At 63.6% G+C, this 20,010-nt stretch carries 19 protein-coding genes; 10 read left to right on the plus strand and 9 right to left on the minus strand.

The window, feature by feature from the left end; genetic code table 11:
- Nucleotides 1–177: 177 nt before the first annotated feature.
- The 5 genes from JQ611_RS09310 to JQ611_RS09330 all read right to left on the minus strand — a co-directional run bounded on the left by JQ611_RS09310 (nucleotide 178) and on the right by JQ611_RS09330 (nucleotide 3,573).
- Nucleotides 178–414, minus strand: a complete 237-nt coding sequence (locus tag JQ611_RS09310; protein ID WP_192733479.1) for a hypothetical protein — start codon at nucleotides 412–414, stop codon at nucleotides 178–180.
- 178 nt (nucleotides 415–592) lie between these two features.
- The gene (locus tag JQ611_RS09315; RefSeq protein ID WP_212263567.1) at nucleotides 593–1,810 is read right to left on the minus strand and encodes a GGDEF domain-containing protein; all 1,218 of its coding nucleotides are present in this window, start codon (nucleotides 1,808–1,810) and stop codon (nucleotides 593–595) included.
- 237 nt (nucleotides 1,811–2,047) lie between these two features.
- Nucleotides 2,048–2,524 carry a 30S ribosomal protein S9 gene (rpsI, locus tag JQ611_RS09320; RefSeq protein ID WP_212263568.1) on the minus strand — a complete coding sequence of 159 codons (477 nt, stop codon included), beginning with the start codon at nucleotides 2,522–2,524 and terminating at the stop codon, nucleotides 2,048–2,050.
- A 1-nt stretch (nucleotide 2,525) separates the two neighbouring features.
- Nucleotides 2,526–2,990: a 50S ribosomal protein L13 gene (gene rplM, locus JQ611_RS09325; RefSeq protein WP_212388940.1), complete on the minus strand. Its 465-nt coding sequence runs from the start codon at nucleotides 2,988–2,990 to the stop codon at nucleotides 2,526–2,528.
- Between the two features lie 154 nt (nucleotides 2,991–3,144).
- Nucleotides 3,145–3,573, minus strand: a complete 429-nt coding sequence (locus JQ611_RS09330; RefSeq protein WP_212263570.1) for a PaaI family thioesterase — start codon at nucleotides 3,571–3,573, stop codon at nucleotides 3,145–3,147.
- Nucleotides 3,574–3,669: 96 nt separating this feature from the next.
- On the opposite strand from JQ611_RS09330, the gene JQ611_RS09335 reads away from it, so the two are divergent.
- The 8 genes from JQ611_RS09335 (at nucleotide 3,670) to nadC (ending at nucleotide 11,942) form a co-directional block, all read left to right on the plus strand.
- Complete coding sequence (locus JQ611_RS09335) at nucleotides 3,670–4,494, plus strand: enoyl-CoA hydratase (RefSeq protein ID WP_212263571.1); 825 nt, start codon at nucleotides 3,670–3,672, stop codon at nucleotides 4,492–4,494.
- A 105-nt stretch (nucleotides 4,495–4,599) separates the two neighbouring features.
- On the plus strand, nucleotides 4,600–5,181 hold the full coding sequence (locus JQ611_RS09340; protein WP_212413940.1) for a CoA-binding protein: 582 nt from the start codon (nucleotides 4,600–4,602) through the stop codon (nucleotides 5,179–5,181).
- Between the two features lie 263 nt (nucleotides 5,182–5,444).
- Nucleotides 5,445–6,725: an O-acetylhomoserine aminocarboxypropyltransferase gene (locus JQ611_RS09345; protein ID WP_192733486.1), complete on the plus strand. Its 1,281-nt coding sequence runs from the start codon at nucleotides 5,445–5,447 to the stop codon at nucleotides 6,723–6,725.
- A 236-nt stretch (nucleotides 6,726–6,961) separates the two neighbouring features.
- The gene (locus JQ611_RS09350) at nucleotides 6,962–7,498 is read left to right on the plus strand and encodes a hypothetical protein (RefSeq protein ID WP_212465277.1); all 537 of its coding nucleotides are present in this window, start codon (nucleotides 6,962–6,964) and stop codon (nucleotides 7,496–7,498) included.
- Between the two features lie 99 nt (nucleotides 7,499–7,597).
- On the plus strand, nucleotides 7,598–8,485 hold the full coding sequence (locus JQ611_RS09355; protein WP_409411263.1) for an NUDIX hydrolase: 888 nt from the start codon (nucleotides 7,598–7,600) through the stop codon (nucleotides 8,483–8,485).
- Nucleotides 8,486–8,539: 54 nt separating this feature from the next.
- Nucleotides 8,540–9,526, plus strand: a complete 987-nt coding sequence (gene nadA / locus JQ611_RS09360) for a quinolinate synthase NadA (RefSeq protein WP_212465279.1) — start codon at nucleotides 8,540–8,542, stop codon at nucleotides 9,524–9,526.
- Complete coding sequence (locus JQ611_RS09365; protein ID WP_212465280.1) at nucleotides 9,523–11,076, plus strand: L-aspartate oxidase; 1,554 nt, start codon at nucleotides 9,523–9,525, stop codon at nucleotides 11,074–11,076. Before nadA ends, JQ611_RS09365 begins: the two co-directional genes overlap by 4 nt.
- Nucleotides 11,073–11,942, plus strand: a complete 870-nt coding sequence (nadC, locus tag JQ611_RS09370; protein WP_212465281.1) for a carboxylating nicotinate-nucleotide diphosphorylase — start codon at nucleotides 11,073–11,075, stop codon at nucleotides 11,940–11,942. Before JQ611_RS09365 ends, nadC begins: the two co-directional genes overlap by 4 nt.
- A gap of 3 nt (nucleotides 11,943–11,945) precedes the next feature.
- Here nadC and JQ611_RS09375 read toward each other — a convergent pair whose 3' ends face one another.
- Both JQ611_RS09375 and JQ611_RS09380 read right to left on the minus strand, forming a co-directional pair.
- Complete coding sequence (locus JQ611_RS09375) at nucleotides 11,946–12,758, minus strand: FTR1 family protein (protein ID WP_212263578.1); 813 nt, start codon at nucleotides 12,756–12,758, stop codon at nucleotides 11,946–11,948.
- A gap of 120 nt (nucleotides 12,759–12,878) precedes the next feature.
- Nucleotides 12,879–13,970 carry a COX15/CtaA family protein gene (locus tag JQ611_RS09380; RefSeq protein ID WP_212465282.1) on the minus strand — a complete coding sequence of 364 codons (1,092 nt, stop codon included), beginning with the start codon at nucleotides 13,968–13,970 and terminating at the stop codon, nucleotides 12,879–12,881.
- Nucleotides 13,971–14,077: 107 nt separating this feature from the next.
- Between JQ611_RS09380 and JQ611_RS09385 the strand changes: the two genes are divergently transcribed.
- Nucleotides 14,078–14,284 (plus strand): DUF2842 domain-containing protein, encoded by a 207-nt coding sequence (locus JQ611_RS09385; RefSeq protein ID WP_192733494.1) that lies wholly within the window; start codon nucleotides 14,078–14,080, stop codon nucleotides 14,282–14,284.
- Between the two features lie 9 nt (nucleotides 14,285–14,293).
- Here JQ611_RS09385 and JQ611_RS09390 read toward each other — a convergent pair whose 3' ends face one another.
- Nucleotides 14,294–15,346, minus strand: coding sequence for a polysaccharide deacetylase family protein (locus JQ611_RS09390; RefSeq protein WP_409411264.1), 1,053 nt, complete (start codon nucleotides 15,344–15,346; stop codon nucleotides 14,294–14,296).
- A 129-nt stretch (nucleotides 15,347–15,475) separates the two neighbouring features.
- On the opposite strand from JQ611_RS09390, the gene JQ611_RS09395 reads away from it, so the two are divergent.
- A complete protein-coding gene (locus tag JQ611_RS09395; RefSeq protein WP_212465284.1) occupies nucleotides 15,476–16,669 on the plus strand; it encodes a GNAT family N-acetyltransferase in 1,194 nt (397 codons plus the stop codon).
- A gap of 907 nt (nucleotides 16,670–17,576) precedes the next feature.
- Here JQ611_RS09395 and JQ611_RS09400 read toward each other — a convergent pair.
- Nucleotides 17,577–19,886: an exopolysaccharide transport family protein gene (locus JQ611_RS09400; RefSeq protein ID WP_212465285.1), complete on the minus strand. Its 2,310-nt coding sequence runs from the start codon at nucleotides 19,884–19,886 to the stop codon at nucleotides 17,577–17,579.
- Nucleotides 19,887–20,010 lie beyond the last annotated feature (124 nt).

Here is a 20,010-nt window from a genome sequence, read left to right on the forward strand (position 1 = left end):
AATCGTCTCTAGAGCCTTTTCCGTTCCGATGGAATCGGAACGGGCTCTAGATTCTTGTTTTGACGCGTTTTCTTGCCGCGAACCGGTATCCACTTCGCTGGAAAACGCTCTAACCCAGCCCGGCGCAAAGAAAAAGGCGCCTCGCGGCGCCCGGCATCAGCATCCCGAAGGTCAGCCTCAGTTGAACAGCAACACTGCGCCCACAACCATCATCGCGCAACCGATGAACAGGATGGCGGGCCAGCGCGTTCTGCGCTGATCGTAACGGCCCTGCGCCCGGCGCTCGGTTATGAGCGCCGTCTCGAATTCTTCCGAGCTGGAGAACATGCAGGCGAAGCCGCCACGGGCGGAGACTGCGGCCGCTTCGAGCGACATCAGGGCAGCCTGGGGGTTTCGCGAGCGTATCGACTCCATAAGTAAATAATATGGACAGAATGGTAAACGCGAGGTTACCGCCGCGTTTTCCTGCAGCGCGTTTTCAAGCGAAAGCCTGTCCCGCACTTGATGCGGGATGGCTACCGGTTCGCGTCAAGAAAACGCGTCAAACAAGAGTCTGGAGCTTCGGTTCTGCTCAAATCAAAACCGATCAGCTCTAGGTCGCGGCAACCTGCGCACGGGCCGGCGCCGGAAGGCCTGCGGTCTTGCGCCGCCAGTGTTCCAGCGACAGCGGCAGCTCTTCCGCGGCCTCGACGCGATTGCGGCCGCTGCGTTTGGCCTGATAGAGCGCGGTGTCGGCCGCCGCCAGCAGCACCTCGAGTTCGGTGCCCGCCGGCCCGCCGGCCACGCCGATGCTGACGGTGGTATCGACCGGCCCTTCCTCGCACACGATTCCGGACGCCTCGAACGCTTCACGCACGCGCTCGGCCACCAGCACACCCTCTTCCAGCGCACACGGCAACAGCGCGGCGAACTCCTCGCCGCCAATGCGGCCTGACAGATCGCTGATGCGCAGATTATTGACCACGACGGTGGCAAACAGTTTGAGGATTTCATCACCCGCCGGATGACCGAAACGGTCGTTGATGCCCTTGAAATGGTCGATGTCGAAGATCATCACCGTCACCGGCCGGCCGGCGTTGGCCTCGCGTTCGATCACCCGCGCACAGGCCTCGGCAAAGCCGCGGCGGTTGAACATGCCGCTCAAGGGATCGATCGACGCTGCCGTCTTGTGCACGGTCACGGCACGATCCGACACCAGCATGAAGATGACGAACACGGTGCCGATCGCATAAAGCACGAGCTCGATCGAAAACGCCGTCACCCAGATGCTGCTGTAGAAGGTTTCGTCGTGTGGACGCAGCAGATCGCCGAGCAGGATCGGCAGCATCAGCACGCAGCCGTGCATGACAGGCACCGCAATGGTCGGCCAGCGCTTCTGCATGCTGCGCCGCCGCTCGCTCCACAATTCGGAGGCCGTCAGCGCCGCGTAGATCGCAACGATGGCCGCACCGGCGGTCAGGCGCATCGCCGGATCCAGCCACGGCAAGCCCACGGATACACCGACCCAGGCGATCGCGCCGAACACCAGTCCCGGCAGATTGGGCTTGCGGCCGAGGAATACACGGGCGGCATTCCAGACCATGCCGCAGGCGATGAAGCCGACCGCGTTCAACGCCAGCGTCAGCGGTCCGCCAAGTGCGGCGCCGCCGACGGTCCAGATCGCGACCGAGGCCGCGCCGAGCAGATAGGCCGTGCCCCACCACTTCAACGCCGGGACATTTTCCTGCTTGCCGAAGAAAATGAGCATGGCCCCGAGCATGCCCGCAACCATGGTTGCGAACAGATATAGCGTGGACGTATCGAACGACATGAGCCCCACCGTAAAAGTGTGATGCAATGCTGGGAGCGTATTTGGAAATGTGATGCTGCGCCCCCGCAGTCCTGGCACGCTAGGCCGCTCGGGTTCCAATTTCGTGTGTACGCGCACGAAAGTTTTCGTGAAAATCTGCGTTAATTCATCTCTAAACTCACAACAAAAAGGGCGCTGAAAAGCGCCCTTTTTCTTCGTTTTTGAATGCAGCAATCGCTGCAAATTTTAGCGAAGCAATTAGCGCTTCGAGAACTGGAACGACTTGCGCGCCTTGGCGCGGCCGTACTTCTTGCGCTCCACGGTACGGGAGTCGCGGGTCAGGAAGCCGCCCTTCTTCAACACGCCGCGCAGATCCGGCTCGAAGCAGGTCAGCGCCTTGGAGATGCCGTGACGCACGGCACCCGCCTGGCCCGACAGACCGCCGCCGGCGACCGTGCAGATGACATCGTACTGGCCGGCACGGGCAGCTGCGACCAGCGGCTGCTGGATCAGCATGCGCAGAACGGGACGCGCGAAATAGACTTCGACTTCGCGGGTATTGACCACGATCTTGCCGGCGCCCGGCTTGATCCAGACGCGGGCGACCGCGTCCTTGCGCTTGCCGGTGGCGTAGGCTCGGCCGAACTTGTCGACCTTCTTGACGTATTTCGGCGCGTCGGGCGAAGCCGTCTTCAGGGACGACAACTGGTCGAGCGACTGCATGGTATCGGACATCTTATGCGGCCCTCATGTTCTTGCGGTTCATCGAAGCGATATCAACCGTCTCGGGCTGCTGGGCTTCATGCGGATGTTCGGCGCCGGCGTAAACGCGCAGATTGCCCATCTGCACGCGGCCGAGCGGTCCGCGGGGGATCATGCGCTCGATGGCCTTCTCGACGACGCGCTCGGGGAAGCGACCCTCGAGGATCGACTTCGCGGTGCGTTCCTTGATGCCACCGATGAAGCCGGTGTGCTTGTAGTAGACCTTCTGGTCGCGCTTGCGACCGGTCAGAACGACATGCGCCGCATTGATGATGACGACGTGATCGCCGCAATCGACGTGGGGCGTGTAGGTAGGCAGGTGTTTGCCGCGCAGACGCATGGCGACCAGGGTAGCGAGCCGTCCGACCACCAGACCTTTGGCGTCGATCAGCACCCACTTCTTCGTCACCTCGGCGGGCTTAGCCGAAAAGGTTTTCATGTGAGGAAATCCGTGAAAGGGGACTGCGGCGCAGGCTGCGCCGAACTGCGCGGTTTCTAGAGAACCGCGCGCGGTGCGTCAATGCCAAACGATAAGAATTATAATAGCAAAAACAATCACTTATAAATATGGTGTTATATTACCGTATAAAAGACTATTTGTTTGGAATGGAATAGGTCGACGTCACGTGCGCGATCGGATCGGGTGACGTGCCCGACAGCAGATTGACCTCCCCCACCGCCAGCCGCTTGCCGAGCTTCAACAGCCGCGCTGCGGCCAGCACGTCCTGTCCAGGCTGGCCCTTGCGCAGGAAATTGATGTTGAGATTGGTGGTCACCGCGAGCCCAACCGGTCCGATCGCCGACAGCAGCACCACATACATTGCGAAATCGGCCATCGCCATCAGCGTCGGGCCCGACACCGTGCCGCCCGGGCGGAGCATGTTCTCGTTGTAGCGCTGGCGCAGCAGGCAGGTTTCGCCATCCGCGCTTTCGATGGTGATATCGCCGCCTTTGAACGCCTGCGGGAATTCCTCGTGGAGGAACTTCTCCAGTTCAGCCACGCTCATTTTCGCTGCCGCCATGCTGACCCCTGCCCTCGCTTCAGATCGCCTGTTACATTAAGTTGTCATCAAAGCCCAAACAAAACCCAAGAAAACCATTGAGCGGAAATTTTTGAGATGTCGCCCCAGACCGCCCGCGCGCCCGCCCCTCAATCGCCGATCCTGCTGCGCGAGCGGGTCGGCAGCGTCGCCGTGCTTACCTTGAACCGGCCCGCGGCGCGCAACAGCCTGTCGGAGGGCTTGATCGCCGAACTGCATGCGGCGCTGAAGGACATTCACGGCGACAAGAATGTGCGCGCACTCGTCATCGCCGCCAACGGCCCGGCGTTTTCGGCCGGCCACGACATGAAGGAACTGACCGCGCGCCGAAGCGACGCCGATAGCGGCCGCGCCTATTTCGCAGAGATCATGAATGCCTGCAGCGCGATGATGCAGGCGATCGTGCAATTGCCGAAGCCGGTGGTCGCCGCGGTTCAGGGCGTCGCCACCGCCGCCGGTTGCCAGCTGGTCGCGAGCTGCGATCTGGCGGTCGCCTCCGAAGCCGCAAGCTTCGCCACGCCCGGCGTCGACATCGGGCTGTTCTGTTCGACGCCGATGGTGGCGCTGTCGCGCAACGTGCCGCGCAAGCAGGCGATGGAAATGCTGCTCACCGGCGAGCCGGTGGACGCCACGACGGCGCAAAACCTCGGCCTCGTCAATCGCGTGGTTCCACCCGGCACCGAACGCGATGCGGCGATTGCACTGGCGCAAAAGGTTGCGCTGAAATCCGCCTACACCGTCAAGCTCGGCAAGGAGGCCTTCTATCGCCAGGCCGAAATGAGCCTCGCCGACGCCTATCGCTACGCGGCAGAGGTGATGACCGAAAACATGATGGCGCGCGACGCCGAGGAAGGCATCGGCGCCTTCATCGAGAAACGCGAGCCGAAATGGCAGGATAGATAGCTTTTCCGTCATTGCGAGCGCAGCGAAGCAATCCATCGATACCAAGCAAAGAAAGAATGGATTGCTTCGTCGCTTCGCTTCTCGCAATGACGCAGGGAATCATAAATGAACCACGACGCCTACGACGACAATTACATCCGCGCGATCCTCAACAGCGTGAAATCGATCGCGATGGTCGGCGCCTCGCCGGTCAACGTGCGGCCGAGTTACTTCGCGTTCAAATATCTGGCACAGCGCGGCTACGACATGATCCCGGTCAATCCCGGCCATGTCGGCAAGAGCCTGCTCGGCAAACCCTTCGTCGCTTCGCTCGGGGATATCGACCGCCCGATCGACATGATCGACATCTTCCGCAATTCCAGCCACATCATGCCTGTGGTCGATGAAGCCCTGAAATTGTCGCCGCTGCCGAAGGTGATCTGGATGCAGCTCGGCGCGCGCGACGACGCCGCTGCGGAAAAAGCCGAAGCCGCCGGCATCCAGGTCGTGATGAACCGCTGCCCGAAGATCGAATATGGGCGGCTGTCATCAGAGATTTCCTGGATGGGCGTCAATTCGCGAACGCTCAGCTCCAAGCGCGCGCCGATCCCGACGCAGGGCATGCGTCTGTCGCTGAACCGGATGAGCGTCGGCGGCGGTGAAACCGCTGCATCCGACCGCGCCGCGAAAAACAAGAGCGAGCCATAGCGTTTCAAGCGAAATGGGCACCGGTTCGCGCCAGGAAACGCGTCAAAACAAAAAACAGAGCCGACCAGGCTCTGTCGTAACGCAGATGCGAAACGATTGTTTCGAAAACGTGGCCAACGGCGCGGAGCGCCGCCTAGCTACAGGCTCCCGTGAAGCACGTCCGTTCCTAATCCACGATATGTGAAACGGTCGCCTTGACGGCGGACGCGGCTTGCGATCAGCATGCCGCGCATTTTCGACGAACCAAAAACAGGATGCATAGAATGACCGATCGCCACCCGGGATTTTCGACCCTTGCCGTGCATGCGGGCGCGCAGCCTGATCCGACCACCGGCGCGCGGGCGACGCCGATCTATCAAACCACGTCCTTTGTTTTCAACGACGCCGATCACGCTGCGTCGCTGTTCGGCCTGCAGGCCTTCGGCAACATCTATACCCGCATCGGCAATCCGACCAACGCCGTGCTGGAAGAACGCGTCGCCGCGCTCGAAGGCGGCACCGCCGCGCTTGCGGTCGCGTCCGGACACGCCGCCCAGGTGGTCGTGTTCCAGCAATTGCTGATGCCCGGCGACGAGATCATTGCCGCGCGCAAACTCTATGGTGGATCGATCAACCAGTTCACGCATGCATTCAAGAGCTTTGGCTGGAACGTCGCATGGGCGGATTCCGATGATATTGCAAGCTTCGAACGCGCGGTGACGCCGCACACCAAGGCGATATTCATCGAGTCGATCGCCAATCCCTCCGGCAGCATCACCGATATCGAGGCGATCGCCGCCGTCGCCCGCAAGGCCGGCGTGCCATTGATCGTCGACAACACGCTTGCCACCCCCTACCTGATCCGCCCGATCGACCACGGCGCCGACATCGTCGTCCATTCGCTGACGAAATTTCTGGGCGGCCACGGCAATTCGCTCGGCGGCATCATCGTCGATGCCGGCACCTTCGACTGGTCGAAGGACAACAAGTATCCGATGCTGAGCGAGCCGCGCCCCGAGTATCACGGCATCAAGCTGCAGGAAACTTTTGGCAATTTCGCCTTTGCGATCGCCTGCCGGGTGCTCGGCCTGCGCGACCTCGGCCCGGCGCTGTCGCCGTTCAACGCCTTCATGATCCTCACCGGCATCGAGACGCTGCCGCTGCGCATGCAGAAGCATTGCGAGAACGCCAAGGCCGTCGCGGAATTTCTCGCCGGCCATCCCAAGGTCGCCGCGGTGAACTATGCGGGTCTCGCCAGCGACAGGTACAACAACCTCGCGCGCAAATACGCACCGAAGGGTGCCGGCGCGGTGTTCACCTTCAGCCTCAAGGACGGTTATGACGCCGGCGTCAACCTGGTGTCGAACCTGAAACTGTTCTCGCATCTGGCCAATGTCGGGGACACCCGCTCGCTGGTGATCCACCCGGCCTCGACCACGCACAGCCAGCTCGACGACGCCGCCAAGGTGAAATCGGGCGCCGCCCCCGACGTGGTCCGGCTGTCGATCGGCATCGAGGACAAGGAAGACCTGATCGCGGATCTGGAGCAGGCGCTGACGGCCTGAGGGCCATCGCACGTCGCATCACCACGACTCGTGGTACCCCGCGAAAGCGGGGTACCCAGTACGCCGCGGCCTAACGGTTTACCCGCCCCCCGTGCGCAATTGCGCACTCGGGCGGTGGCGACAGTTGGTGACCGCCGCCTCCCAGCCGGCCATTTGGCCTGAATCACAAGCCTCTCATTAACGGTCATTCCGGCATAAAGTGGCGCTAAGCCGCCCTTGATGATTCGGAGCAAACGATGCCGCGCTGGATGACGCCATTTCTGGTCGCTATTTTCGCGATCGGAACTGCTGCCGCGGACGAGGGCCCCGGCACCGCCAAGGCCACCGATGGCACCGCAGCAGCAAAGCCTGCCGACAGCCCGGCCGCTACCACATCCCCAAAAAGCCCAGCCGTAGCGAAGCGCGCCGATAACCCGGCCGCCGCCAAGCGCGCCGCGGCTCGCGCTGCCAGGCAGTTGCCGCCGGGCCTGCCCCGCGCGCACTACAATTACCGGACCACGATCGCTCCTGCTGCAGCGCCGCTCTACGTGCGGCGCGGCCGGCAATTGGTGGTCGTCGAGGAAGCCGATCCCGACGTGTTGTTCACGCCGGTCGGGGTCGTCCCCTATGCACCGCGTGTCTACGGCGTGCCGCTGCTGCCGGGCTCCAACACCCTGCCCGGTTACTACGGGACCAGCCACTCCTACAGCTATGATGGCCCCTATTACGGCGGCCCCTACACGCCCTACTGGAATCGCCTGCCTTATGCCGGCGGCGTCTACGGGTATCGCTAGCGCGACCGCAACAGAAACGGACTTTTGGACGTGGCAGGGCCACCGCGAAAAACTAAGACACCGAATTCCGCGCGCGCGATCACCGCCGACCTCGTCGCCGTGCTGGTCGCGGTGACCGACGGCCAACCCAAGATCATGACGATCGCCAATGCGGGTGCGCTGCCGAGCGGGCCTTTCGAATTCAAGCACCGCTCGCTGCAATCGGGTTTGCGGGCGTGGGTCGAAGCGCAAACCGGCCATCCGCTCGGCTATGTCGAGCAGTTGTACACTTTCGCCGATCGCGGACGGACCGGCGATGCCCGGTCGCCGCATAGCATCTCGATCAGCTATTTGGGATTGACCCGCGAGGATGAGATTGGCGAGGGGGCGGAGGCCCATTGGTCCGGCTGGTATGATTATTTCCCCTGGGAAGATCATCGGGAAGGGCCGCCTTCTCTGCTGGCGAAACTGCTGACGCCGCGACTGCGCGCATGGGCGAAATCCGCCCCCTCCACAGCGCTGCAGCGGGAGCGCTGGCAGCGTGCCGCGATCACCTTCGGGTTCGAAGACCGCGAGTGGAATGAAGAACTCGTGCTGCAACGTTACGAATTGCTCTTTGAGGCCGCGCTAATTCCCGAAGCGGTTCGCGAAGGCGGCAACGCGGCCACGCTGATGCCCGGCCGGCCGATGACGGCCGATCACCGCCGTATTCTCGCGACCGGAATCGCCAGGCTGCGGGCCAAGATCAAATACCGCCCCGTGGTATTCGAGCTGATGCCGGCGGAATTCACCCTGCTGCAACTGCAACGCAGTGTTGAAGCGCTTGCAGGACGGCTGGTGCACAAGCAGAACTTCCGCCGCTTGATGGAACAACAGCAACTCGTTGAGGAAACTGGCGCAATCGCCGCCGACACGGTCGGCCGCCCCGCCAAGCTGTTCCGCTTCCGCCACGCCGTCCTGGCCGAACGGGCCGTCGCCGGAACCAAACTCCCGCTCTCGCGCACTTGACTTAGGTTATGCTCAGGATAAGTATAAGCCATGATATGCTCATGGAGAGTATAAATGGCCAGCCTCAATGCCGACGCCCTCGCCCGCACCGCGCCGCTTTACGAGAGGGTGAAACGCGTGGTCCCGCCGCCCGAATGGGCGACCTTCGCAGGCGACGTCGACGCCATTCTCGACCTCAAGCGCAAGCGCAACGCGGTCATCCTGGCGCACAACTACCAGACGCCGGAAATTTTCCACGGCGTCGCCGACATCGTCGGCGACAGCCTGCTGCTGGCGCGCGAAGCCACCAAGGTCGACGCCGATATCATCGTGCTCGCCGGCGTGCACTTCATGGCCGAGACGGCCAAGCTGCTCAATCCGCAGAAGACCGTCCTGATCCCTGATCTTGCGGCCGGCTGTTCGCTCGCGGATTCAATCACGCCGGCAGACGTGCGGCTGATGCGTCAGCGCTACCCCGGCGCGCCCGTCGTCACCTATGTCAACACATCGGCCGCTGTGAAGGCGGAATCCGACATCTGCTGCACCTCGGGCAACGCGCTCAAGGTCGTGGAGTCGCTGGGCACTGACCGCGTCATTATGCTGCCGGACGAGTATCTGGCACAGAACATTGCAAAACAGACCGGCGTGAAGATCATCGCGTGGAAGGGTCATTGCGAGGTGCATGAACTCTTCACGCCTGACGACATCAGGCAGATCCGGGAAAACCACCCCGGCGTCACTGTTCTGGCGCATCCGGAATGCCCGCCCGAGGTGGTGGCGGAGGCTGACTTCTCCGGCTCGACGGCAGCGATGTCCGGCTATGTCGAGCAGCAGCGCCCGCCCCGCGTCGTGCTGCTGACCGAATGCTCGATGAGCGACAACGTCGCGGTGCTGCATCCCGATGTCGAGTTCATCCGGCCCTGCAATCTGTGCCCGCACATGAAGCGGATCACGCTGAAAAATATCCGCCATGCGCTGGAGACCAATCAGCACCAGGTGACGATCGATCCCGCGATCGCCGCCCCCGCGCGGCGCGCCGTCGAGAGGATGCTGGCGATATGAGCACGGATATTTCAGCGCTGGCCAACCGTCCCGTGATCATCGGCGGCGGCGCCGCAGGATTAATGACGGCGTTACAACTGGCGCCAGAGCCGGTGCTGGTGGTGTCGAAGGCCCCGTTGGGTGCGGAGGCCTCCAGCCTGTGGGCGCAAGGCGGGCTCGCCGCGGCGATGGGTGCGGACGATGATCCTGCGCTGCATCTCGCCGACACCCTCGCTGTCGGCGCCGGCCTTTGCGATGAGACCACCGCAAGCCGGATCGTCCACGCAGCGCCCGCGGCGGTCGAACATCTCGCGCAACTCGGCGTCGCCTTCGACCGGCGGCCGGATGGACGCTGGCGGCTTGGCCTCGAAGCCGCCCACAGCCGCAACCGGATCGTACACGCCACCGGCGACGGCACCGGCCGCGAGATCATGCGGGCATTGATCGCGGCGGTACGCCGCTGCCCAACAATCACGCTGCTGGAGGGTGTCGAGGCGCGCCGGCTGATCGTCGAGGACAACGCCGTCAAGGGCGTGCTCGCCGTCAACGCGCAAGGCCCGCTGGTCATCGATAGCGGCCGCGTCGTGATCGCGACCGGCGGGATCGGCGGACTGTTTCTCGACAGCACCAATCCGGCCGGCTGCTTCGGCCAGGGGCTGGCGCTGGCGGCGCACGCGGGCGCGAAGCTTTCGGACCTGGAGTTTGTCCAGTTTCATCCAACCGCGTTCGATGGACCGTCGCGGCCGATGCCGCTGCTCACCGAGGCTATCAGAGGCGACGGCGCAACCCTGATCGACGAGACCGGCGAGCGTTTCATGGCGAACGAGCCCGGCGCCGAGCTCGCAGCCCGAGACATCGTCGCCCGCGCCGTGTGGCGCCGCCGCGCTGAGGGACATCGGGTATTCCTCGATGCACGGAAGCATCCGGGGAAGGATTTTGCCAAGCGCTATCCCGTCATCTCCGCTTTCTGCAAGATGGCCGGGATCGATCCTGCGACCGATCCGATTCCGGTCCGGCCCGCCGTGCACTACCACATGGGCGGCATCGCTGTTGATCTTGAGGGCCGCAGCACGGTTGGCGGCCTCTGGGCCTGCGGCGAGGTCGCCCGCACCGGGTTGCACGGCGCCAATCGTCTCGCCAGCAATTCGCTGATGGAAGCCATCGTCTGCGCCGAGTGGGTTGCCGGAAGCGTCAACAGAGCAAGCCGCGGGCCATTGAAGGCGCGTGCGCCCCTTACGCCGCTGCCCGCCTCCGATCCATCGCCCCTACGGCCAATGATGTCGCAAGGCCTCGGCGTGCTCCGCGACCGCAACGCGATCGGACGGCTGGTTCATAGCCTCTTCCCGATCGCCCACAGAGACGGCGCGGCATCCGATCCAGCGCTGGTGGGATTGATGATCGCCGTCGCCGCCTATCGGCGCGAGGAGAGCCGCGGCGGGCACTTTCGTACCGATTATCCCGACACGCTGCCGTTGGCCACGCCGTCATCGATCTCGCTTTCCGAGGCGCTGGACGCCGCGCGCGAGATTGTGGAATCCGACACCCTGTCTCTTGGGAGTGCCCAATCATGACCCTCAATCCCCTCCTGCCCATCATGTACGAGCCGATCGTGCGAACCGCCCTCCTGGAGGATATCGGTCGCGCCGGCGACATCACGGCTGACGCGATCGTTCCCGTCGACCAGCAGGCGGCGCTGGTGCTGCGCGCGCGGCAGCCCGGCGTCGTGGCTGGCCTCGACATCGCGCGCTGCGCCTTCCAGTTCGCGTCGCCAGCCATCACGCTCCGTGCGGAGCGGCCCGACGGCAGCGTCGTCGCGCCGGGCGAAATCATCGCGACCATCGAAGGCCCCGCACGCGGTTTGCTGACCGGCGAGCGGACGGCGCTGAACTTCCTGTGTCATCTCAGCGGCGTTGCAACGGCCACCGCCTCGCTGGTCTCAGCCGCGAAGGGGACGAAGGCGCAGATCGTCTGCACCCGCAAGACGACGCCGGGGCTGCGCGCGCTGGAAAAATATGCGGTGCGCGCCGGCGGCGGCGGCAATCATCGTTTTGGCCTCGACGACGCCATCCTGATCAAGGACAACCACATCGCGCTGGCCGGCGACATCCGCACCGCCATTGAGCGCGCGAAGGCCCATGCCGGTCACCTCGTCAAGATCGAGGTCGAGGTCGACACGCTGGCGCAGCTCGAACAGGTGCTGGCACTCGGCGTCGACGCGGTGCTGCTCGACAACATGTCGAACGAGGAGCTCAAGCAGGCCGTGGCCATGACCGGCGGCAGGGCGATCACCGAGGCGTCCGGCCGCATCACCGCCGCCACCGCCAAGGCGATCGCGGCGACCGGCGTCGACCTGATTTCGGCCGGCTGGATCACGCACAGCTCGGCCGCGCTCGATATCGGGCTCGACTATCTCGATCTCAAGCGGCAGGCCGCTTGAGGATCACTCGGCCGCGCGCACCGAGGTTTTTTCCTCGCGCATCAGGCGAGCATTGCGCTGGAACACCGAATAGGTCGCGAGCGTAAATAGAATGACCAGGAGCTGGATCGACAGCGCTTCCACGCTCGGATTGAGCCCGATCGCGGTGAAGAACGCGCTGCCCTTGACCTCGGTGACCGTGATGATCGCCTGCTCCTGGAATTCCTGCACGGCTTCGCCGATGAACTTGATCGCCATCGCGAACAGGAACGCCGAGGTAATGACGAACAGCGGCCGCAGCGGAAGCTTTTGCGCGATCATGTTGATGAAATAGAACAGCACGGCAAGCCCGACCGTCGCCGCCGCAAGGCCTCCGAACAGCCCGGCACTCCATCCGCCTTCGGTCTTCGCCAGCGCATTGATGAACAGCACGGTTTCGGCGCCCTCGCGGAACACCGCGAGGAAGGCCAGCGCGCCGACCGCCCACACCGTGTCCTGCGCCAGCGCGCTGTCGGCCTTGTGCGCCAGATAATCCTGCCAGCCGCGCGGATCCTGCTTCACCATCAGCCAGCCGCTGACATAGAGCATCAACGCGGCGGCGAACAGGATGATGACGCCTTCGAGGACGTCGCTGTGGTCGCCTGAATTGAGCACCGCAAACAGCCAGGCGGCGATGAAGCTGGCGCCAACCGCGGCCAGCGCACCACCATACAGCGCGCCGACACGGTGCGCGGAGCCGACCTTTTTCAGATAGCCGGCAAGCGCCGCGATCACCAGCATGGCTTCAAGCCCCTCGCGGAGCAGGATCACGGCGGCCTGGATGAATGCTGAAGACATAATGGAAACCCTGATTTCCGGCTCGTTTTATCGTCCGGATGATTCAAGTAAAGCGCAACGTCCGACACAAGCGCGTCAAGCGCTCACGACAGCTTAGAATAGCTTTAGAATTCTCCCATCTCAGCCGGGCTGCCCCACCGGCTGAACCAATCTCTCCGGGCCGGGCTCGGTGCGGCGCGCGACCAGCCGCTCGGTCTGAAAAATCGCCAGCGTCAGGACGACCATCGCGACCGCCTGATGGGCCAATGCGAGATCAATCGGCACCTGATGCAGCAGCGTCAGGATGCCGAGGACCGCCTGCACGACGATCGCGGCGACCAGCCACCAGGCGCCGCGGACCACGGCCGTCCCGGCGCGCGAGGCGACCGCATCGATCGCGTGCAGCACCGCCAGCGCCAGCAGCGCATAGGCGGTCATGCGATGCTCGAACTGCACCGTGAGCGTATTGTCGAACAGATTGCGCCACCATGGATCTTCGAAGAACAGCCGCGCCGCGGAGGGAATGAAGGCGCCGTCGATCTGCGGCCAGGTGTTGTACACCCTGCCCGCACGCAGGCCCGCGACCAGCGCGCCGAAATAGATCTGCACGAAGGTCAGCGCCAGCAACGCCACGCCGGTGACCTTCAGTCGTGACGACGCCGCGGCTTGCTGCCGATCCGTCAGCCGCAGCAATGTCCAGACGATCGCCGCAAAAATCACCAGCGCCAGCATCAGATGCGCCGCCAGCCGATATTGCGAGACTTCGACCCGCTGCGTCAGGCCCGAGGCCACCATCCACCAGCCGACCGCGCCCTGCAGCGCGCCGAGGCCGAAGATCACCCACAACCGCCGCTTCAGCTCGGTGCCGAGCATGCCGCGCCAGAGGAAGAACAGGAACGGCAGCAGATAGACCGCGCCGATCACGCGCCCGAGCAGCCGGTGGCTCCATTCCCACCAGAAGATGGTCTTGAACTCGGCCAGGGTCATGCCGGCGTTGAGTTCGCGGTATTGCGGAATGGTCTTGTAGCCCTCGAACGCCTGTGCCCATTGCGCATCCGTCAACGGCGGCAAGGTTCCGGTGACGGGTTTCCACTCGACGATCGATAATCCGGACTCAGTCAGCCGCGTGGCGCCGCCGACCAGCACCATGATCGCGATCAGGGCCGCGACCGCAAACAGCCACCATCTGACAGCGCGGTTTGGAGGCCCCTCGTTGGCGGAAATGCCGGTCATTGAACCCGTTCGATGCCCATGCTTGATTGAATTGCTGCGCCCCTTATAGTCCGCCCCTTCCCGCGCGCAACAGGCTCTAAGCTCAGTAAAGGCTTCACATATCCGCCATGACAATCCGTACCCGCAAATTCGTCGGAACCATCTTTTTGCTGGTGCTCGTCGTGGTCTGGTCTCTGCTCGGCATGACCATCGCGCAGACGCCTTGGCTGGCCAATTCCGGGCTGTTGCAATCGATTTTCTACGTCGTGGCGGGCCTTGGATGGGTGCTGCCGGCGATGCCGATCATCAGCTGGATGTCGCGGCCCGACGCCTGAATTCTGCACTCACTCCTGATCGGTCCGTTTCGCCTTTACCTTCGGAAGAAGCGTCCCCGACAGCATCACCCGCATCATGCGCAGCGAACGCAGCCGTCCGTCCCAGGCGACGCGCGGCAACGCGTGCAGATTGGTATATCCCTTTGAAGCGACCACGCCCGGCAACACGGTTGCCGCGCTGGCGAGACCCAGTTCCTGCGCCATCGCCACGTGCGCCCGGCGAAAGGCGTCGCGATCGCCGAACGGATAGGTGAAATGCTTGATGGTGCGGTGGAAGGCGGCTTCCGCCACCGCCTTGCCCATCGCCATCTCGCGCTGGGCGTCGGCGTCTTTCAGATTCGACAGAACCGGATAATTCACCGTGGCGCTGCCGATCGTCACGTTCGGATCGGCCGCGAGCCTGGTCAGGTCGTCCCAGTCCATCGACGCGCCGCGCGACAGGCCCGCAAGGTCGACCGAATAGCGCTTGCAGAGATCGTTGATGGCGAATGAAAGATCCGGCGGCGACAGCGTCCGCATCCAGCTCGCAAAAAATTCGAACGCCTGATATTTATCGGAAGCGCTTCGCGTCGCGAAATGCCGCTCTTTGCGATCGATCACGAGGCTGATGCGGTTTTCCCGCGCGATCATTTCTTCCAGCGCCAGCCACCATGCCTCGCCGAGCCCGTCCGGAAACGCCGTCGGGAGGTAGATGGTGAAGGGAACAGCGTGCTTCGCCAGCACCGGATAGGCCGCCGTCATCACGTCCTTGTAGCCGCCGTCAAATGTCAGCGCGACAAACCGATTGGCCGTCGGCAGCGTGACCCCACGCCGGCATACCTCGTCCATCGAGACGATGTCATATTTCCAGCGCTTCACAGCCCGGATCATCCGGTCCAGAAATTGCGGGGTGATCTCGCTCGCTTTGAGCGGCTGGAACCGTCGCGGCTGCCGCCCGCGCACGCGTTCGAACCGCAGCACGACACCGGCGCCGCCGCTTCCGCGCTGCTTCAGCCGCGCGTAGCCGCTGAAATAAGCGAGCTCCATTTGGGCCCGCTTCAAAAACCCGACGTCCTGACCCAACGTCCCGCCCCCAAACACGGTCGCGCGGTGCCCCGCCGCGCCCGCATTGTTATTACTCTTTGTTGACATTTCCCTGCGAAGGTCGCGCCAAAGCCGAAAATTGTAAACAATTTCCTACAGGGTTCTGCGATGACCATGGCTGCCGCGATTGAAAACGGAACGGCGGATACGCAAACCTGGTCGAAACCGGGGCGCATCGCCGGCATCGACATCATCCGCGATCTCGCAGGCGCCGAAGCGATCTGGCGCGGCTTGGAAAACGCGCAGCAGCAATCCTCCACGCCCTTTCAGCGCTTCGACTTCGTCAGCGCCTGGCAGCGCAATGTCGGCGCGCGCGAAGGCCTCACCCCCTTCATTGTGATCGCCTACGACGCGGAGCGCCGGCCGCTGATGCTGCTGCCGCTCGCGGTCAGGCATGTCTATGGCGCGCGCTGCGCCAGCTTCATGGGCGGCAAGCACTCGACCTTCAACATGGCGCTGTGGGACAAGGATTTTGCCGCGACCGCAACGCGGGCCGATATCGAGGGCCTGATCGCGGCCATTTCGCAACGTTCCGAGGCCGACGTGCTGGCGCTGCATCAACAGCCGCTGCGCTGGCGCGATCTGCCGAACCCGATCGCACTGCTGTCGCATCAACCCTCCGCCAACGACTGCCCGGTGCTGAAGATGGAGCCCGGTGCGGCGCCGACGGCGCTGGTCAGCAAGTCGTTCCGGCAGCGGTTGAAGGGCAAGGAGCGCAAGCTGCAGGCCCTGCCCGGCTTTCGCTATCACGTCGCCACCACCGACGCCGACATCACGCGATTGCTCGACTGGTTCTTCCGCATCAAGCCGCTGCGGATGGCCGAGCAGAAACTGCCCGACGTATTCGCCGAGCCCGGCATCGAGGATTTCATCCGCAGCGCCTGCGCAGCACACGTGGAAGGCGGCAACCGCGTCATCGATATCCACGCGCTTGAATGCGACGAGGAAGTGATCGCGATCTTCACCGGCGTCGCCGACGGTCATCGTTTCTCGATGATGTTCAACACCTACACGATGTCGGCCAATTCGAAATACAGCCCCGGCCTGATCCTGATGCGCGACATCATCGATCACTTCGCCGCCAAAGATTATCGCGCCTTCGATCTCGGCATCGGATCGGACGATTACAAGCGGCTGTTCTGCAAGGACGACGAACCGATCTTCGACAGTTTCATCGCGCTGAGCCAGCGCGGCAAGCTCGCCGCGGGCGTGATGTCGGGCCTGAACCGTACCAAGCGCATGGTGAAGCATAATCCGGCCCTGCTCGAGATGGCGCAGAAGCTGCGGAATGCGTTTAGTTGAGGCGGGGCAAGAGAACGAGTTGCGAGAATGTCGGCGCTTCTCTTTCGTCGTCCCGGCGAACGCCGGGACCCATACCGCGTGATCTCTCAATAGAAGCTCGGTAACAGAGACCTTTCGCAAAACTGCTTCCTGTGGTTATGGGTCCCGGCTCAAGGCCGGGACGACGGCGGAATTTGTTGCCGCACTGTGCACTGAACACGCCTTCGCCTTCTCGCGACGCATTGCGCCCGAGCTTTGCCAGAAACTTCCCGCCCTCTCATCAAGAGGGCGCAGGGAAGACCGGGTGCGCGCTGCACCCGCGGTCCCGTGTGCGGTTTGCACTAAGTAGGCTGCACACGAGCATACAGGGCAGCGGAGAACACCCGGCCTTCCCTGCGCAATGGCTTTACGGCTTATGCCGTGATCTCCCCGGAGACGAGTTCTTGGTTGACTCCGTCACCACCGGTTCAGCTTGCGCTTAGCCGACGGCTTGACGCCAGCAACGGGCGCCAGGACCACACGGTTTTGCCGTACGCCCATCCACGCCGTCGTCTCAGCGTAAACAAGCGTCCATCGCAACCCGTCCAACGTCCGTGACGACGGCCGACGCCCTCTGAGTGGGACGGGATGGCGATAGGTATGCACCTGATTTTACTTCTGGTAAACAGAAATATTTTTAATTCCGGGGCTTGACATGACTTCCGTAAATCGGAACTGATTTGCCCGTCGGGTTGTTTTGTCGCACGCTGGCCGCAAGATTACGCTTGCGCACGAGGCGACGCAGCCCGCTCGTAGGATGGGTAGAGCGCAGCGAAACCCGTCCTGTCGTCATTGCGAGCGCAGCGACGCAATCCATATCGCGGCATAACGGATAGATGGATTGCTTCGTCGCAAGTGCTCCTCGCAATGACGGTGGTTGACCGCGCCCCTACGCCGCCACCACGCGCGGGGCACGCTCCACCGCATCCGACGGCTGGCACGGCTTGCGCAGCATGGTGACGTCGGAGAAGCCGACGGCCCGGAGCTGATCGCACATGATGCTGCGGGCGTCCGAATCCATCGAGGCGTCGGGGACCACGACCGCGCGGGCATGCGCGGTCAGTAGTTCCGCCGGCAGGTCGGAGGCCGAGCCGGCATCGAGCAACACATGGTCGTAGACCCGCAGCAGCGCGTCGATCGCCAGCGTCAGCCGCGGCGACTGCAGCTGCGAGCGATCGAAGCCCGGACGTCCGGCGCTGACGAGATGGACGCGTGACAGTTTGTCCCTGGTGATCACTTGCGCAAACGACGCTTCGCCCTGCATCAGTTCGGCGAGCCCGGGGGCCGCCGGATCGACCGACACCGCCGTCATCGTCGGCGAAGACGCGGTCAGATCGACCACCACGATCTTGGCCTGCCGCGCCATCAGGCGCGCCAGCGTCAAGGCGGTCAGCGTGATGCCTTCGCTCGACGCGGTGCCGAGGACCGTTACCTTGCGCGCCGCCCCGCCCGCCTGGGCGAGCCGATCGGCCAGTTGCTCGATTTCTTCGATTCCTGCCGCGAGTTCGGCGCGGGGTTCGCTGAAGGCAGGCTTTGAGTCGTCCGTCACGGGATGTTCAGGTTCCGGCCCGAAATCATCTTGCGGCTCGAAATACGGTGCAGTCGGAGGCGCGGAGACGCGAACCGATTCCGCGGTCGGAGCCACGGCGCTGGGAGGAGCTGCGGCGGCCGCGCGCGGCGCGGTCATGCGCAGCAGTTCGCCGGTCGCGATCGCGCCTGACGTCAGCAGCAAGGTCGCCAGCGTCGCGATCAGCACGATCGGGAGTTTCTTCGGATAGGCCGGCGTATTCGAAACGGTGGCGCGCGAGATGATGCGGCCATCGGCCGGCGCGGCCTCGATGTTTTCGCGGGCGGCGGCCTCGCGGTATTTCGCCAGATAGGATTCCAGGAGATCGCGCTGCGCCTTGGCTTCGCGCTCCAGCGCGCGCAGCTGCACGTCCTGGCCGTTGGATGCGGAGGCCTGCTTCTTGACCTGGTCAAGTTCGTTTCTCAGGCTATCGACCCGGCCGCTGGCGAGGCGCGCGTCATTCTCGAGCGAACGCGAGATCTTGCTCGCCTCCTCACGCAACTGGCGATCGAGATCGCCGAGCTGCGCCTTCAATTCCTTGATGCGGGGGTGACCGTCGAGCAGCGTCGACGACTGTTCGGCGAGCTGCGCGCGCAGCGTCACCCGCTGTTCGGACAGCCGGCGGATCAATTCGGAATTGAGCACTTCGGAAGCCTCGATCGGCTTGCCGCTCTGAAGCATGTCCTTGATCATGCGCGCCTTGGACTCGGCATCCGACTTCAGCGCGCGGGCGTTGTTGAGCTGGGTGTTGATCTCGCCCATCTGCTGGTTGGACAGCGAGGTGTTGTTGGTGCCGATGAACAGGCTCGACTTCGAGCGGAAATCCTCCGCGCGCGACTCCGCCTCCGAGACCTTCTTGCGCAGATCCTCTATACCGCCCGACAGCCAGCCGCTGGCGGATTTCGCCTGGTCCTGGCGCGCGCCCTGCTGCAACGCCAGATACCCTTCCGCGATCGAATTGGCGACGCGCGCGGCCAGCTCCGGATCGCGCGACTGGAATTCGATGACGATGACGCGCGACTTGTCCACCGCATACGCCGTGAAGCGCTCGAAATAGGCGTCCAGCACGCGCTCTTCCGGCGTCAGCGACAACGGATCGCGTCCGATTCCGAACAGCGCCAGCAGCGACTTCAGCGGCGAAAAGCCCTGCAGCACCGGATCGAATTCCGGGCGCTCGGCCAATTTGTTCTTCTTGATGATTTCGCGCGCCAGATCGCGCGACAACAGCAGCTGCACCTGGCTGGTCACCGCCTCGGCGTCGACCGTGTTGCGCTCTTCATTGCGCTCGCCGTTCGGCCGCAGGAACACGTTCTCGCGGCCATCGACCAGAATGCGCGCTTCGGATTTGTAGCGCGGGGTGACCATGTTGACGGCGGCGATCGACAGCACCAGCGCCAGCACCGTCGGGACGATGATCCAGGCGCGCTTGCGGATCAGGGCCTGACCAAGTGCGTGGAGATCGAGATCGCCGGATTCGGACGCAACCTGCTTCGCGACGACGGGCTTGGCAACGGCAGGCATAGCGAAGGCGGGCTCTGTGGAGACGGGCCTGGTGACGGCCGGCGCGGGCTTTGGAAGCGCCCGCTCCAACACGGCCTTGACCCTGCCCGTACGCCAAAACGCAAAACGCATCGCACACTCCCGCGGACGCTACTTAAAATCGTGACGCGTTTTCGCTCGAAAACGCCACGACCCTACCTCAACCCCGGCGATTACACTCCATTAAGGTTGCTGCTGGGTTAATCCGCGCGAATTG

Origin of the sequence: Bradyrhizobium sp. AUGA SZCCT0182 (assembly GCF_018130185.1) — a bacterium.
Classification (GTDB): Bacteria; Pseudomonadota; Alphaproteobacteria; order Rhizobiales; family Xanthobacteraceae; genus Bradyrhizobium.

Bases quoted from the DNA above. Each gene is read 5' to 3' on its own strand.
- JQ611_RS09345 (WP_192733486.1), top strand. From the start codon at position 5,445: ATGACCGATCGCCACCCGGGATTTTCGACCCTTGCCGTGCATGCGGGC.
- JQ611_RS09330 (WP_212263570.1), bottom strand. From the start codon at position 3,573: ATGGCGGCAGCGAAAATGAGCGTGGCTGAACTGGAGAAGTTCCTCCAC.
- JQ611_RS09340 (WP_212413940.1), top strand. From the start codon at position 4,600: ATGAACCACGACGCCTACGACGACAATTACATCCGCGCGATCCTCAAC.
- nadC (WP_212465281.1), top strand. From the start codon at position 11,073: ATGACCCTCAATCCCCTCCTGCCCATCATGTACGAGCCGATCGTGCGA.
- rpsI (WP_212263568.1), bottom strand. From the start codon at position 2,524: ATGTCCGATACCATGCAGTCGCTCGACCAGTTGTCGTCCCTGAAGACG.
- JQ611_RS09350 (WP_212465277.1), top strand. From the start codon at position 6,962: ATGCCGCGCTGGATGACGCCATTTCTGGTCGCTATTTTCGCGATCGGA.
- rplM (WP_212388940.1), bottom strand. From the start codon at position 2,990: ATGAAAACCTTTTCGGCTAAGCCCGCCGAGGTGACGAAGAAGTGGGTG.
- JQ611_RS09315 (WP_212263567.1), bottom strand. From the start codon at position 1,810: ATGTCGTTCGATACGTCCACGCTATATCTGTTCGCAACCATGGTTGCG.
- JQ611_RS09400 (WP_212465285.1), bottom strand. From the start codon at position 19,886: ATGCGTTTTGCGTTTTGGCGTACGGGCAGGGTCAAGGCCGTGTTGGAG.
- JQ611_RS09385 (WP_192733494.1), top strand. From the start codon at position 14,078: ATGACAATCCGTACCCGCAAATTCGTCGGAACCATCTTTTTGCTGGTG.
- nadA (WP_212465279.1), top strand. From the start codon at position 8,540: ATGGCCAGCCTCAATGCCGACGCCCTCGCCCGCACCGCGCCGCTTTAC.
- JQ611_RS09375 (WP_212263578.1), bottom strand. From the start codon at position 12,758: ATGTCTTCAGCATTCATCCAGGCCGCCGTGATCCTGCTCCGCGAGGGG.
- JQ611_RS09365 (WP_212465280.1), top strand. From the start codon at position 9,523: ATGAGCACGGATATTTCAGCGCTGGCCAACCGTCCCGTGATCATCGGC.
- JQ611_RS09310 (WP_192733479.1), bottom strand. From the start codon at position 414: ATGGAGTCGATACGCTCGCGAAACCCCCAGGCTGCCCTGATGTCGCTC.
- JQ611_RS09335 (WP_212263571.1), top strand. From the start codon at position 3,670: ATGTCGCCCCAGACCGCCCGCGCGCCCGCCCCTCAATCGCCGATCCTG.
- JQ611_RS09380 (WP_212465282.1), bottom strand. From the start codon at position 13,970: ATGACCGGCATTTCCGCCAACGAGGGGCCTCCAAACCGCGCTGTCAGA.
- JQ611_RS09395 (WP_212465284.1), top strand. From the start codon at position 15,476: ATGACCATGGCTGCCGCGATTGAAAACGGAACGGCGGATACGCAAACC.